Source organism: Streptomyces sp. NBC_01390 (assembly GCF_045040105.1).
In the GTDB taxonomy this organism is placed as follows: domain Bacteria; phylum Actinomycetota; class Actinomycetes; order Streptomycetales; family Streptomycetaceae; genus Streptomyces.
On the sequence record NZ_CP109551.1, the window covers coordinates 300,006 to 312,969 of the forward strand.

General features: G+C 70.0%; 11 protein-coding genes and 1 pseudogene. 8 read left to right on the forward strand and 4 right to left on the reverse strand.

The window, feature by feature from the left end; genetic code table 11:
- Window positions 1–282: 282 nt before the first annotated feature.
- The 3 genes from OG241_RS01105 (at window position 283) to OG241_RS01115 (ending at window position 4,013) form a co-directional block, all read left to right on the forward strand.
- On the forward strand, window positions 283–2,013 hold the full coding sequence (locus OG241_RS01105; RefSeq protein ID WP_405812928.1) for a SpoIIE family protein phosphatase: 1,731 nt from the start codon (window positions 283–285) through the stop codon (window positions 2,011–2,013).
- A gap of 371 nt (window positions 2,014–2,384) precedes the next feature.
- Window positions 2,385–3,041 (forward strand): hypothetical protein, encoded by a 657-nt coding sequence (locus tag OG241_RS01110; RefSeq protein ID WP_405812930.1) that lies wholly within the window; start codon window positions 2,385–2,387, stop codon window positions 3,039–3,041.
- Between the two features lie 189 nt (window positions 3,042–3,230).
- Entirely contained in the window at window positions 3,231–4,013 is a 783-nt protein-coding gene (locus OG241_RS01115) for a DUF899 family protein (RefSeq protein ID WP_405812932.1), read from the forward strand.
- Between the two features lie 124 nt (window positions 4,014–4,137).
- Here the strand turns inward: OG241_RS01115 and OG241_RS01120 are convergent, their stop codons facing one another.
- Window positions 4,138–4,812 carry a type III effector protein gene (locus tag OG241_RS01120; RefSeq protein WP_405825987.1) on the reverse strand — a complete coding sequence of 225 codons (675 nt, stop codon included), beginning with the start codon at window positions 4,810–4,812 and terminating at the stop codon, window positions 4,138–4,140.
- 134 nt (window positions 4,813–4,946) lie between these two features.
- Here OG241_RS01120 and OG241_RS01125 point away from each other — a divergent pair, with 134 nt between their 5' ends.
- From OG241_RS01125 to OG241_RS01135, 3 genes are all read left to right on the forward strand, one after another.
- Window positions 4,947–5,381, forward strand: a complete 435-nt coding sequence (locus tag OG241_RS01125) for an Hsp20/alpha crystallin family protein (protein WP_405812934.1) — start codon at window positions 4,947–4,949, stop codon at window positions 5,379–5,381.
- Between the two features lie 97 nt (window positions 5,382–5,478).
- On the forward strand, window positions 5,479–5,874 hold the full coding sequence (locus OG241_RS01130) for a DUF2267 domain-containing protein (protein ID WP_405812936.1): 396 nt from the start codon (window positions 5,479–5,481) through the stop codon (window positions 5,872–5,874).
- A gap of 96 nt (window positions 5,875–5,970) precedes the next feature.
- Complete coding sequence (locus tag OG241_RS01135) at window positions 5,971–6,366, forward strand: DUF2267 domain-containing protein (RefSeq protein WP_405825989.1); 396 nt, start codon at window positions 5,971–5,973, stop codon at window positions 6,364–6,366.
- Between the two features lie 367 nt (window positions 6,367–6,733).
- On the opposite strand, the gene OG241_RS01140 is transcribed toward OG241_RS01135, so the two are convergent.
- The gene (locus OG241_RS01140; protein ID WP_405812938.1) at window positions 6,734–7,417 is read right to left on the reverse strand and encodes a TetR family transcriptional regulator; all 684 of its coding nucleotides are present in this window, start codon (window positions 7,415–7,417) and stop codon (window positions 6,734–6,736) included.
- A gap of 128 nt (window positions 7,418–7,545) precedes the next feature.
- Between OG241_RS01140 and OG241_RS01145 the strand changes: the two genes are divergently transcribed.
- Both OG241_RS01145 and OG241_RS01150 read left to right on the forward strand, forming a co-directional pair.
- Window positions 7,546–9,147: an aldehyde dehydrogenase family protein gene (locus OG241_RS01145; protein ID WP_405812940.1), complete on the forward strand. Its 1,602-nt coding sequence runs from the start codon at window positions 7,546–7,548 to the stop codon at window positions 9,145–9,147.
- A gap of 32 nt (window positions 9,148–9,179) precedes the next feature.
- Window positions 9,180–10,016 (forward strand): oxidoreductase, encoded by an 837-nt coding sequence (locus OG241_RS01150; protein ID WP_405812942.1) that lies wholly within the window; start codon window positions 9,180–9,182, stop codon window positions 10,014–10,016.
- A gap of 72 nt (window positions 10,017–10,088) precedes the next feature.
- Here the strand turns inward: OG241_RS01150 and OG241_RS01155 are convergent.
- Window positions 10,089–11,479 (reverse strand): annotated as a pseudogene (locus OG241_RS01155) (acyl-CoA reductase).
- Complete coding sequence (locus OG241_RS01160) at window positions 11,476–12,828, reverse strand: hypothetical protein (protein ID WP_405812944.1); 1,353 nt, start codon at window positions 12,826–12,828, stop codon at window positions 11,476–11,478. The pseudogene OG241_RS01155 and the gene OG241_RS01160 overlap by 4 nt, the downstream one beginning before the upstream one ends.
- Window positions 12,829–12,964: the final 136 nt, after the last annotated feature.

A 12,964-nucleotide genomic window follows, 5' to 3' on the forward strand; every position in this document is an offset into this window, starting at 1 on the left:
CGTGACGGAGATCCTGTGTGTGCCGAGGCCGGGTACCCGGCGCCTGCAGACGTACGCGGTACGCGCCGTGGCGACAGAGTCGCGACCGAGCCGACCACGGGCGGCAGGAGCTCGTATCACCCGAAACACCCAAAGCGCCGACCAAGGTCAACACACGCAAGCAGCCGGTGTCGGTTTGCCCACTGCGAGCGAGCGTGGGGCTGAATCGGTCGACGGCGGGGCAGTCGGAAAGGCAGATACCGTCAAGGAGGCGGGCCGCAAGTCAGGTAGGGAGTTCAGGGCATGGCAGGACCGGAAGATACGGACACCCGCGGGAAACGGCCCGTGGCGCCGCCGACCACCGGGCTCGTCGAGACGCTGGAAGCCTTCGGGACCGGGGCCTACGTCGTGGACGAGCAGGGCCGGATCATCGCCGTCAACTCCCGCGCCGAGCAGCTTCTGGACCGGTCGGCCGGAGATCTTTTCGGCCATGACGCGCACGACCTGCTGCACCGGGACGCGCACGGCCAGCCCCTGCCCAGGACCCAGTGCCGTATGCGGCAGGCCTTCCATGGCCGGCGTACCGCTCAGGCCGAGGAGGACTACTTCGCGCGCGGGGACGGCTCGCTACTGCCCATCTCGTGGCTGATCACCCCCTTCGACCTCGGCGATCACGACCTCGGCGAACATGAACACAACACGCTCGTCATCTTCCACCCTCGGCACCGGCCGGCACCCTCACTGCCGCAGCCGGAGGCCACCCTGCTGCCGGAAATCGAACGGCTCGCTCTGCTCGCCGCGACCACCACACAACTGACCTCCACTCTCGACGTCGAAGAGGCGCTACGGCGGCTGGTGACCTTGGTGGTGCCCCGGCTGGCGGACTGGGCGATCATCGATCTGATCACCGAGCGCGACGAGGTGTGGCGCACTGTCGTGGCCGAGGCGGACGCTGACGGCCTTGTGCACCACGAGGAACTCCAGGGGCCGATGCCACCGGTCCCCGAGGAGTCCCCGATGCCCCTGTCCAGGGCTCTGCGCGGGGTCGCGTCGACCCTGGCCGGCCCGCAGACCTACCAGGGGCCGCCGGATTCCGGTATCGCGGTGGAACAGCGCCGCCTGTTCGACGCCACGGGCATTCACTCGGCGGCCATCGCCCCCATCCGCAGCACCCGTGCCGTCCTCGGCGCGCTGACCCTGGGCCGTGCCAAGCAGCCGGGTGACTTCGCCACCGTCGACCTCCCCCTCATCGAGGACATCGCCCGCCGCGCGGGCCTGGCTCTGGACAACGCGCGTCTCTACCAGCGCCAGCGCAAGGTCGCCGAGACCATGCAGAACCACCTGCTCCCCCAGATGCCGCGTGTGCCGGGTCTGGAGATGACGGTGCGCTACCTGCCGGCGCCCGACGCCTCACAGGTCGGCGGCGACTGGTACGACGCCTTCTCCCTGGCCGACGGCGCCACCGCGCTGGCCATCGGCGACGTGGTCGGCCATGACCTGGAGGCGGCAGCCGGCATGGCACAGGTGCGCAACATGCTCCGCGCCTACGCCTGGGCCCTGCAGGAGCCCCCCAGTCGGATCGTCGAGCGCCTGGACGAGGCGGTCCTGCACATCACGGACGTCGACATGGCCACGATGATCCTCGCCCGGGTCGAAGAGACGCACGACGGCCAGTGGAAGCTGACCTGGACCAACGCCGGCCATCCGCCGCCGCTGCTGATAAGCCACGACGGGCTGGCCGACTATCTCACCGACGGCCACGGCATTCTCCTGGGCACCGGAGCCCATAGGCCCCGCTCCGACGCCACCGTCCTGCTGCCGCCCGGATCCACCCTCCTGCTCTACACCGACGGCCTGATCGAGGAACCCGGACACTCTCTGGACGAGGGCCTGCACCGACTGCGCCGTCACGCCGCCGCCCTCGCCCACCGCCCGCTGACCTCCCTCATCGACCAGATGCTGAGCCGGGTCCGCCCCGTCGCCAACGACGACGACGTCGCCCTCCTCGCCCTGCGGGTGCCCAACCGGCCGTAGTCGTCCGCCCGTTGGTGACCGCACCGGACCTCGCGCTTCGCACAGTCACCTGTCCTGAGCCTCCGAGGCCGAAGTGCGGGATCCGTCGGCAACGAACGCCCGTGACCGACTCGCAAAGGCGAACAGCCTCGACGGCACTCGACAACAGTCGTGCCCGACAACGCACTTGTGACCCAACCTGAACCCAACATGAACTCCGTCGAACAAGCAGCTCCGCCCGCCCGTAGTATCTCGATACCGAGGCAAGCCCTCACCAGGTGCGACCTACTCATGGCCCGTTCACGCGCCGCCGCATCACCGCTCAACCCAGGCGCCCGCCCCGCGAGTTGCTTCACCGCTCTGCGGACGCCCCCCGAGGAAAGGCCGGCAGCATGCCCGACAGCAAGACCCCCACCACCGAACTGACATCTCAATACATGGCACAGGTGGCCAACGACCTTGATCGCAACGCCAAGGAACAGGACCGCATCGGCGCGGAGATCGAGGCCCTGCAGGAACAACTGCGGGCTTTGCAGCACGACAACACCGTGCTGACGAACATGCGAAACGCACTCGGCGCCACGGACACCGCCGCCCAGCCTGCCCCCAAGTCAGCGGCGACATCCGCGGTGCCTCGGCAGAAAGCCACCCCGCAGCACAGTGCGGGCAAGGGGACGCGGGCGAAGAAGACGGTCACTGCTCGGGGCAGTGAGGCGTCCGGGAAGCCGGTTGCCAAGAAGTCCGAGGCCGTAGTCAAGTCGGCGGCCACGAAGGCGGCCCAGCCCACCCTTGTCGAACTGATCCGCCGCCACCTCGCCGATCAGACTGAACCCCGCTCCGCGGCGGAAATCGCCACCGCGCTCGGTGAGGCCCACCCCGACCGTGGCATCAAGACGACCGTCGTACGCACGACGGTCGAAGGGCTTGTCGCCAAGAGCCATGCCCAGCGCACCAAGCAGGGCCACTCCGTCTACTACACCACTCCCGACGCGCAGGGCCCGACCCCGACCGCGGCGGCCCCGGCCGACGAGCAGCCCGAGGCGAACTGAGCACCGAGGAACCGTTCATCGGCGTGTGTCCGGTCAGTTGGCGTAGCCAGGGCTGAGGCCGAGGGGTGGCCGGCCGACTCGGCCGAAGGCTGCGCGGCGATGAGTTTCGGCCGGGACGGCAGTCTGCCCCGGTGACCGTCGCGGGACGTCGTACGACGCCGTCCCGCAGGAGACACCACGGAGGCCCCCATGACGACTACGCCCCATGATCCGACCGCCGCGCTGCCCGGCCGCCCGCCCGTCGTCGGCCTGCCCGAATGGCAGGCCGCCCGTGACGAGCTGCTGATCCGCGAGAAGGCTCACACCCACGCGGGCGACGCCCTGGCGGCGGCCCGACGTCGGCTGCCGATGGTGGAACTCGACGGGACGGTCGAGATCGTCGGGCCCGAGGGGCCGGTCCCGTTCCTGGAGCTGTTCCAGGGGCGCGACGAGCTCGTGGTCTACAAGCACATGTGGTACGACGGCGCGCCGCATCAGGGGCAGTGCGAGGGCTGCACGACGACGGCCTGGCATCTGCAGGACGCCGCCTACCTCAACGCTCGCGGCGTCTCGTTCGCCGTCCTGACCACGGGGCGTTGGGGCGAGGTGGCCGCCTACACCGAGTTCATGGGTTACGCCCAGCCCTGGTACTCGGTGCGTGACGTGGACGGGCCGGTCGGCGGCGACATGGGGTACCTCACCTGCTTCCTGCACGACGGCGACCGCGTGTTCCTCACCTACTCCACGACGGGCCGCGGCAACGAGGCCGTCAACGGGTCTCTCAGCCTGCTCGACATGACTCCGTACGGCCGCGGCGAGGCATGGGAGGACAACCCTGAGGGCTGGCCCGAGGGACGCCACGCCTGCTGGTCCTGGCGCTCGGACGCGGAGGGAAACAGTGACTGGGGACCGACCAGCCGCCCCGTGCCGCAGTGGACCCGCCCGGGCGCGACCCCCGTCGAAACGCTCGGCCGACAGGGCCACCACCACTGACGGCCTTCGTCCACACGGTCGGGCTGCCCCGTCTCACGGTCTTCCGGTCTTCCGGTCTTCCCCGGTTCACCCGCCGGGAACAGGGAGGTAGCGCCCCCGCGGGTGAACCGGAAAGGTGCGGCGGTCAGGTTCCGTTCTGTCGTTGGTCACCACTGTGCCGGCGGAGTCGGTCGGTGTGGCGGGCGATGTCGTCGACGCGTGCGGCGAGGTCGGGATGGCCGGACGTCAGATACGCGTGGGTCAGCGACAGGGGACCGACAAGGGCGGCGGTGTCGTTGTCGGCGAGGGCGACGGTGAGTTCGGCGAGTGAGGTGCGCGCGTCGGCGGGGAGGTCGGTGAGCGCGGTGATCTGACCGGCGAGCCGGCGCAGGTCGGCGGCATTGGCGCGAGCCCAGGTCGTCACGGTGCGGTCGGCGGCCCGACGGTCGCGGGTGGCGCGTACCCGCTGTTCGCCCGTGGACCCCGGATTTCCGGGGCGCACCCGCAGGTAGCGGCGTTCGGCGGCCTGACGGCTGGAGACGCCGAGCGGATGGGCGAGGTCGGCCCAGCTGGCGCCCGCTTCCCGGGCCTCTTCGATCAGGCCCGGCTCCCACTCGGCGAGCTGATCACGCACTTCACGGAGCAGCAGCAGCGCGGCGAGTGCCTCCGCGGAGCCTGTCCGGCCGGGCTCGGAGTGTTCCTCGTCCCCCGCTGTCCGTGCCGTGCGAACGGCTTCGTGGATCGTGTTGAGCGCCGCGGCGGCGGCGAGGAACGACGTGGGGGTGAGACCGGGCGCCCGGGGGGCGGGCTGATCGTCCATGGTCACGGGGCCTCCAGCACTGTGTCGTCGCATGGACGACGTTCTACTTGTCATCACTTCGATGACATGTTACAACGAATACGGGTGAACGCATTGGCAGCAACTGCCTGACCTGAACATTGGAGGTGTTCACAGTGTTGATGCGCACCGACCCGTTCCGTGAGCTCGATCGGCTCACCCAGCAGCTCCTGAACACGACCGGCACCTGGTCGCGGCCGTCGGCGATGCCGATGGACGCCTACCGCGAGGGCGAGGAGTACGTGATCGCCCTCGACCTGCCCGGCGTCTCCAAGGAAGCGATCGACATCGACGTCGAGCGCAACATGCTGACCGTGAAGGCCGAGCGGCGGCCGGTCACCAAGGCGGACGACGTACAGATGGAACTCTCCGAGCGACCTCTGGGCGTCTTCTCGCGACAGCTCGTGCTGGCCGACACCCTGGACACCGAGCACATCAGGGCGGACTACGACGCAGGTGTGCTGACCCTGCGTATCCCGATCGCCGAGCGCGCCAAGTCCCGCAAGGTCGCCATCGGCGGCGGCGCCGCGCACAAGGAGATCCGCAGCTGATCCGGCGCTGATCCGCCGCCACGCGGGAGACGGGGAGCCGGCCCTCCCGGGGCCGCCCCCGTCCCCCGCTCACCGCCACACACGCCAGGGAGCAGCAATGGCCATGCGATGGAGCGCGTTTCTGGACCAGGTCAAGGAGCGTGGCGCGTACGAGACCACCGAGGAGGCAGAGCGGGCGGCCCGCACGGTGCTGGCACTGCTGGGCGCTCACCTGGTGGGCGAGGTCCGGGCAGAACTGGCGGCGCGGCTGCCGGAGGAGTTGGCACTGATCCTGCTCAATCCGCTCCAGGCGCACGAGCCCCTCTCCCCCGAGCGGTTCGTAAGGGCCACGGCGGCCTGGATCGAGGGCGCCACCGAACGGACCGCGGCCTGGGACGTGGGCGCTGTGTTCAGCGTGGCCTCGGACGCCGCGGGCGAGGACGTCACCCGCCGTATCCTGCTCCAACTCCCGGCTGGCTACGACCTGCTGTTCGGCCGCACCCAGCTCGCATAGCCCTCAGCCACCCTCACCCTCACTGTCAATTCGAACGAGAAAGGCAACGGCGTCATCGTGATCTCCCAGCAGAAACTGTGCCGGCCCACGGCGGCCATGACGTTCGAGCAGATGCTGGAAAGAGTGCGCTACGAAGGCGCGTACCCCACCCGCGCACAGGCCGAGGAGTCCGTACGCGCCGTACTGGGCGCCCTTGGACGCCAGCTCGCGGGCGACGAGCGCGCGGAACTCGCGGCGAGGATGCCGTACGAAGCCGCCGTCGCCCTGGCCTCCGGGCTGCCCGCCACCGAGCCCCTCACCGGCTGGGGCTTCGTCAGGGACCTGGCGTCCCGCACGGGTCGTACGACGGCCACCACCCGCTGGGACACCGGCACCGTCTTTCGCATCGTGGGCCGACTCGCCGGCGAGGAACTCGTCAGCCGCATCCTCGCCCAACTCCCGTCCGGCTACGCCCTGTTGTTCGGCCGCGCCGAACTCACCCAGGCGGCCTGACGCGCGCCAGGTCAGGCGGGGCGGCAGACCCACAGGTCACCGCACCGACGTCGACATTGCCACTCGACACGACAAGACACCCGAGGGCCACCTCGCCTGCCTCCGCCTCCGCGCCTCGATGATTCCGCCACATTTTGGCGCCGAACGGCGCCCCGACTGCTCCAGCGGCGACGGTGGCGAACGCGCCGGCGAACGCCCAGCGTTCCGCCTCCCCACGCGGCAGCCAGTCAGAGAACACCGATCCGGCCGGCCACAGTCCAACCCCGAAGGCCACAACCGATGCCGTGACCGCAGCTGCCCAGCGAGCGGGCGGGTCGTCGGCGCTCTTCGGGGGGATCCGGCCCCGCGCAGCAGCGGTGGCAGCTCGTCAGGTCGCTTCGGCGGTCTCCGCCACGAGCCCCTGAAGGAAGGTGCCGATCGCGGCCTCGAAGGCCTCTGTGAAAGCCGGGTGCATGAACGCCAGGCTCGCGTCGGCCTGGAAGGCGGCGAGCAGTGAGGGGGCGGGACGACTGCGGATCCACAGGGCGCCGACGAGGATGATGACCATGTGCGCGGCGCGCAGCGCCCGCTCGTCGTCGAGCTCGGGGAGCAGGTCACCAAGCCTCGCGGCGAGCCAGTGGAAGGCGTCACGCGAGGACCTCTTGTACCCGGTCGCGACCTCGACCGAGATGTTGTGCTCCAGGATCACGTGTTGCACGCTCAGCAGTTCGCACAGCATCGGGTGGGCCGCGAACGTGGCGGCCAGCCGGGCCGCGACCTGGCGCGCTCTCGCTGGCGCCGGTGCGGAGCGGTCGACCCACCCGGCGATCGTCTCGGCGACCTCGTCCCGGTAGCGGGCCGCCGCCTCGGTGAGCAGGCCCAGCAGCACGGCCTCGCGTGACTCGAAGTAGAGCGACATGGCGGACTTGGACAGTCCGACCCTGCGGCTGAGTTCGTTGAGGCTCACGGCCGCGACCGGCATCTCGTCGAGCATGCCGGCCGCGGTGTCCAGGATGCTCTGCCGCCGTACCGCGCGCTGCTCTTCGCTCCGTGCCCGATGGAAGGTCGTCACCCCACGAGGTTAACCGACCGCCGGTCCATTGACTGTGGACCGGCGGTACATTACTTTCAATGTACCGCCGGTCCGCTAAGAGCGAGTGAGCGGGTCATGCCGTCGTCTAACGAGAGAAGGGGCATGCCATGAAGGCCACGGAGGCTGTCGACTGGGTCGACCCGGACCGATGGCGGGCCACCCCGGCGGCTGAGCGGCTGCGGCTGCTCCGCCTGGTCCAGGCGAACATCGACCGGCACTTCAACGAACTGGTGTCGGCGGACTGCCGTGCGAAGGGCATCGACCCCGCGGACCCGGCCGACGCCCACCAGCTGGGCACGAGCGTGCAGCGCGTCCTGGTGCCGCTGCCCGTGAACGTCGCGGCCGCCATCGACCTGTACGAGGGCCTGGTCAGCGGCCGCCCGCTCCAGCCACTCGCCCTCACCCCTGCCGGGGACGGCCGTTTCGACGTCCGGGTCTCCCCACGCGGGAAGGACCGCCTGCTCAATGGCGACCGGACCGACGTGCTGCGCGTCGTCGGTGAGCCTCGCAGGGTGGACCCCTACGCGAAGCCCGGCGGCATCGTGGCCGTGCTCGGGGCGGGGAACGTCGCGTCGTCGTTCGAGATGATCCGGGCCCTCTTCGTCGACGGTTACGTGGTCGTCCACAAGCCCCACCCCCTCAACGAGGACGCCGACAGGGTGTGGGAGAAGGTCCTGCAACCCCTCGTCGACGTTCACGCGGCAGCCTTCTGCCCTGCCGACGAAGGGCCCGCCCTGACCCGTGACCCCCGCCTCTCGAAGATCTACTTCACCGGGGGGACCGGCTCCGCCAAGGCGATCATGGAGGCCACCGACACCGAGCTGGTCTCCGAGTGCGGCGGCAACAACCCGTGCATCGTGGTTCCCGGCGACCGCCCGTGGACCGAGCGGGAGATCCGCCATCAGGCGCTCCAGATCGCCACCATCGTCACGATCAGCGGCGGCTCGATCTGCGGCCGGACACAGACCCTGGTGACGAGCCGGCACTGGCCGCAGCGGCGGCAACTCCTGGACGCGATCACCGTCGCCCTGCGGGACCTCACGCCCGGCTCCAGCACCGGCTACCCCGGGGTCGACCAGACCTTCACGGCCTTCCGCGACGCCTATCCGAGCGGGCGGCTCATCCAGCCCGTGGACGGTCGCCCCGCTTCGCAGGTCATGGTGATCGAAGACGTCGGCACCGAGGGCTTCGCCCTTGAGAACGAGGCGTTCTGCCAGGTCATGAGCGAGGTCGCGCTCGACGTCGCACCCGACGCCGGGACGTTCCTTCCCGCCGCGGCCGAGTTCGCCAACGACAAGCTCCTCGGCACCCTGGCAGCGACGATCCTCATCGACGAGGACACCAAGAAGGCCCACGCGACCACCGTCGACCGCACGCTCACAGAACTCCGCTACGGCACCATCGGCGTCAACACGATGCCCCCGGTGGTGTGGACGAACCCCTACCTGATCTGGGGCGGGAACGAGGAGGGCCGCGAGTTCGTCTCCGGTCGCGGCAACTTCGGCAACCTCCTGGGATTCGAGAACGCCGAGAAGTCGATCGTGACCAGCGGCTTCACCTCGCCGGGCCACCTGATCATGACAAGCAAGCGGGGCTGGCTCGCCCTGTCGACGCGCTTCGCCCGGTACGCCGTCCGCCCCACGTGGCCGCGGCTGTTCTCCCTCGCCTTCGCCGCGATCCGCACGGGTTTCCGTCGCACCGGTTCCTGACTTCCACCCCGTCCGCCAAGAAGGGACTTCTCATGAGTAACAAGATCGCCCTGGTCACCGGAGCGTCCTCGGGTATCGGCGCGAGCACCGCCCGCCGCCTCCACGACGCCGGCTTCGTCGTCTACGGCGCCGCCCGCCGCGTCGACCGGATGGCCCCGTTGGCCGCCGCAGGCCTGCGCACCATCGCCCTGGACGTCACCGACGAGTCCTCGGCCGAGAAGGCCGTCGCGGACATCCTCGCGGCGCACGGCCGGATCGACGTCCTGGTGAACAACGCCGGATACGGCTCGTACGGCGCGCTCGAAGACGTCCCGATGTCCGAGGCCCGCTCCCAGATCGAGGTCAATCTCCTCGGCCTCGCACAGCTCACCCGGGCCGTGCTGCCGGCCATGCGGTCCCAGCGCAGCGGCACCATCGTCAACATCAGTTCCATGGGCGGCAAAATCGCCACACCTTTGGGCGCCTGGTACCACGCCAGCAAGTTCGCGGTCGAGGGACTCAGCGACGCCCTGCGCCTGGAGCTGCGCCGTTTCGGGATCGACGTCGTCGTCATCGAGCCCGGTGTGATCCGCACCGAGTGGGGCGGCATCGCGGCCCGCAAGCTCCGTGCCACTTCGGGCGACGGGCCTTACAGCGACCAGGCCGAGGCCATGGCCGTGTCACTGGAGAACGCGTCCCGGCCGGACGCGCCCAGGACCTCGTCCCCCGACGTCGTGGCCCGCGCCGTGACCCGAGCCGTCACGGCCCGCCGCCCCCGCACCCGGTACACGGCCGGCTTCGGCGCCCGGCCGCTCCTCCTCGTACGAAGGATGCTGCCGGACCGGGCCTTCGACGCGCTCATCGCGCGAACCGCGGGCGTTACCGCCTGACCCGGTACATGAACCGCCGACGCGGGGAACAGTCGAGCTGGTGAGACTCCCACCGCTCGTGCGCCCGCCCGATCATTCGTCGTTCACCCAGCGCATGAGCCGTTGCAGGGGGTAGAAGCCGTCGTGGGAGAGGCCCGGCGGCATGCCACCCGCTCCGCCGAGGGACACGACGCGTTGCACTCCGGCGCAGGCGAGGGCGTCGCGCAGTTCCGGTTTGCGGGTGTCGGGGTAGACGCCGACCGTCTGGGTGGCGACCCCTGCGTGCAGGACGGCGTCGGACAGGGCGGCGACCGGGACGACGTTGACGATTTTTCCGTCGGGATGGAAGTCCACCGGCTCCGGCGAGCGAATGACCAGGCCTCGGCCGTCGTACCCGCCCCACACCCGGTAGTCGGGCGCCAGTGAGCGCAGTACGTCGATCTCCTCGCGGAGTTCCGCGGCGACCCGCGGGCCGTCGGCCGAGCTGAACTCCCGGGCGACGCCCAGGCGTTCGCACAGCACTGCGGCGTACCGGTCGGCGTCCTCCTCCGAGCCCTCGACGAACTGGAAGCGGCTCGCCACGCAAGCCTGCTGGTTGAAGAACGTGGCGTCGGCGGCTCCGGCGTCGGCCGCCCGGGTCAGTGACTCGGGCGAGTCGAAGGCCTCTCGGCCGATCAGTGAGACGGACGTCTTGGGGTCGAAGGACACGAGCTCGAACCCCGGACCGACGTATCGCAGCGCCCCGCGGATCGTGGACTCGCCGCCCCAGGCGACCAGCTTGTCGAAGAACTGGGGGCGGAACAGCACGCTCTCCACCGTCTCGTCGCCGCCGCGCCAGTACGCGGCGGAGAACGAGCGCACCACGGGGTGGCCGGGGGCGACGGCCGCCATGGTGCGCAGGATCGCGGTCGCCGTGAACAGGTCGTTCGAGGGCAGTTTGAGAAGGTTGACGCCTTGGTCAGGGCTCCCCGTACGACGGACATCGCGGCCACCCCGGGGGCGTTGCCCGCGATGATGTGCACCAGTCGCGGCGGGAACGCACGGGTGGCCGCGATCCTGTCCCCGGGCAGCCTTACCTCCCGCCAGCCGTCGAGTACGTCCGCGCCGCCGAGTTCGTGGTCGATCTGGGCGTACAGGCCGGGGCGTTGGAACGTGCGCCACAGGGCGGCGTAGGCGCGTTCCAGGACCTCCGCGGGGAGGGGACTGACCCGTGTCATACGGTCCAGGGCCTCGGCGAGCAGGCCCTCGCGGTCCGCCTTGAGCGCCTCGCCCGTCTCCACCAACAGGTCGACGATCTCCGCCACGGGCACGTGGAAGGCGGGGCCTGGTTCGGTACGGGGCCACACGAGGCGGTCCATGTCGAGGGCCGGCGCCGTGAAGTCGGCGCCCGCGCGGCCGTGGGTGGTGTGCGGGGCCGCGTCGACCTCGCCGCGGATCACATGGACGACGGCCACCGGGTCCGCCGTGGTTGTCGTGGGCGTCATCCGTGGATCATCCCCCGCACGTAGGAGTCGAGTGTCGCGGCGCAGGTGATCTTGTCGTCGCCGCCGAGGTCGCCGTAGCGCCGGATGTCCGGCAGGACCGTCGGTCCTGATCGGCCGCAGTCGCACGGGGAGAAGTCGACGAAGACCCGGTCGCCGCTGATCAGTCCGCCCCAGCGGCCTTCCAGGGAGACGTCCAGGAAGGCGAAGCGCCCTTCCACGACGCCGTGTTCCGTGTTCAGAAGCGTCTCGCCCGGCTCGTCCAGCACGAGAGGGATCACCCACGGTGGAATGTGATACCGGCCCTTCTCGCAAGCGGGGCAGGAGCCCTGGAGTTCGGTCATGCCGTAGCTGCGGACGCGCCGTACGCCGTTGTAGAAGGCGGTGAACTGGGCCTGGTAGTCATCGGGCAGCGCGCTCCCCTTGTTGCCGCCGCCGCTGAGGACCAGTGAGTCGGGGTGCAGGCTCCCGTCTGCCACGCCTCGGGCGCGGAGGGCCTGGATCAGGGTGAACTGCTGGTTGTTCATGCCGGCGATCAGCAGCGGCTCGTCGCGGTGGTCGGCGATGTCGTCGACGATCCGGGCGAGAGCCGCGCCCAGTTCCTCCTCGCGGCTCCCGGACGCGGCTTCGAAGGAGCTGATCTCCTGCGGGGTTGCGATGCCCTCCGCCATACGGCGCCGCAGCAGAGCGCTGCCCATCAGCTCGGAGACCCGCATCGGGTCCTCGGTGAGCAGCCGGGTCTCCTCGGGCCTCGCGAAGACGTCCGCGTGCCAGCGGAAGCCGTCGATGGAGCGCATCGGGCCGCTCGCCGGTGCGAGCAGATAGCCGCGGCGGGTGGGCTCGGGCGGGAGCGGTTCGGGCCAGCAGGTGAGGTGTTCCAGGATGTCGTGGAGGAAACCCAGGTCGCTCTCGGCGCAGTTGAGGAAGGACACCTTTCCGGAGGTGCCGCTGGTGATGTAGGGGCGGTGTCCCGCGGCCGTGATGCGGTCGGTCCACTCGTCGATGTCCTTCACACCGTCCACGTCGACGTCGCCCGGCTCGACCGCCGACACCGTCGTGTACCAGCGCAGAAGCCGGTCCCATCGGCCGGCGGTGATGAGGGAGACGGGGTACGACTTGTAGCTGGTGTGCGAGAACAGAAGGGGGACGAGATCGTCCAGTCCCGTGATCTCGTGCACGCCGGTCTCCTCCGCCCGGGTGCGCAGCAGCGGGATGCTCTCTCGGTGGGCGGTGAAGGCCTCCCGTGCGGCTTCGAGTTGCAGTTCCTTCAGGTCGTCGCCGGGTTGGTCGAAGGCGTTGCCGGACGGGACGAGGGATCGGATCAGCTCACGTGTGCTGGGCAGGGCACCCACCTCAATCGGTCGGGACGGTTGTCTGGTCGGCGAGGTCCGACCTGTCGATGAGGTCTGAGTAGCTGTTGTCGTTCCGATCTTGAGGGGTGTGCGTCGAACGGGAGTCTCGATCGGGTGGTTGGCGCCGGCTGCGGGC

What these genes read in the sequence shown, in the direction of transcription:
- OG241_RS01110 (WP_405812930.1), top strand. Translation starts at nt 2,385, where the DNA reads ATGCCCGACAGCAAGACCCCCACCACCGAACTGACATCTCAATACATG.
- OG241_RS01135 (WP_405825989.1), top strand. Translation starts at nt 5,971, where the DNA reads ATGACGTTCGAGCAGATGCTGGAAAGAGTGCGCTACGAAGGCGCGTAC.
- OG241_RS01115 (WP_405812932.1), top strand. Translation starts at nt 3,231, where the DNA reads ATGACGACTACGCCCCATGATCCGACCGCCGCGCTGCCCGGCCGCCCG.
- OG241_RS01105 (WP_405812928.1), top strand. Translation starts at nt 283, where the DNA reads ATGGCAGGACCGGAAGATACGGACACCCGCGGGAAACGGCCCGTGGCG.
- OG241_RS01120 (WP_405825987.1), bottom strand. Translation starts at nt 4,812, where the DNA reads ATGGACGATCAGCCCGCCCCCCGGGCGCCCGGTCTCACCCCCACGTCG.
- OG241_RS01130 (WP_405812936.1), top strand. Translation starts at nt 5,479, where the DNA reads ATGGCCATGCGATGGAGCGCGTTTCTGGACCAGGTCAAGGAGCGTGGC.
- OG241_RS01150 (WP_405812942.1), top strand. Translation starts at nt 9,180, where the DNA reads ATGAGTAACAAGATCGCCCTGGTCACCGGAGCGTCCTCGGGTATCGGC.
- OG241_RS01145 (WP_405812940.1), top strand. Translation starts at nt 7,546, where the DNA reads ATGAAGGCCACGGAGGCTGTCGACTGGGTCGACCCGGACCGATGGCGG.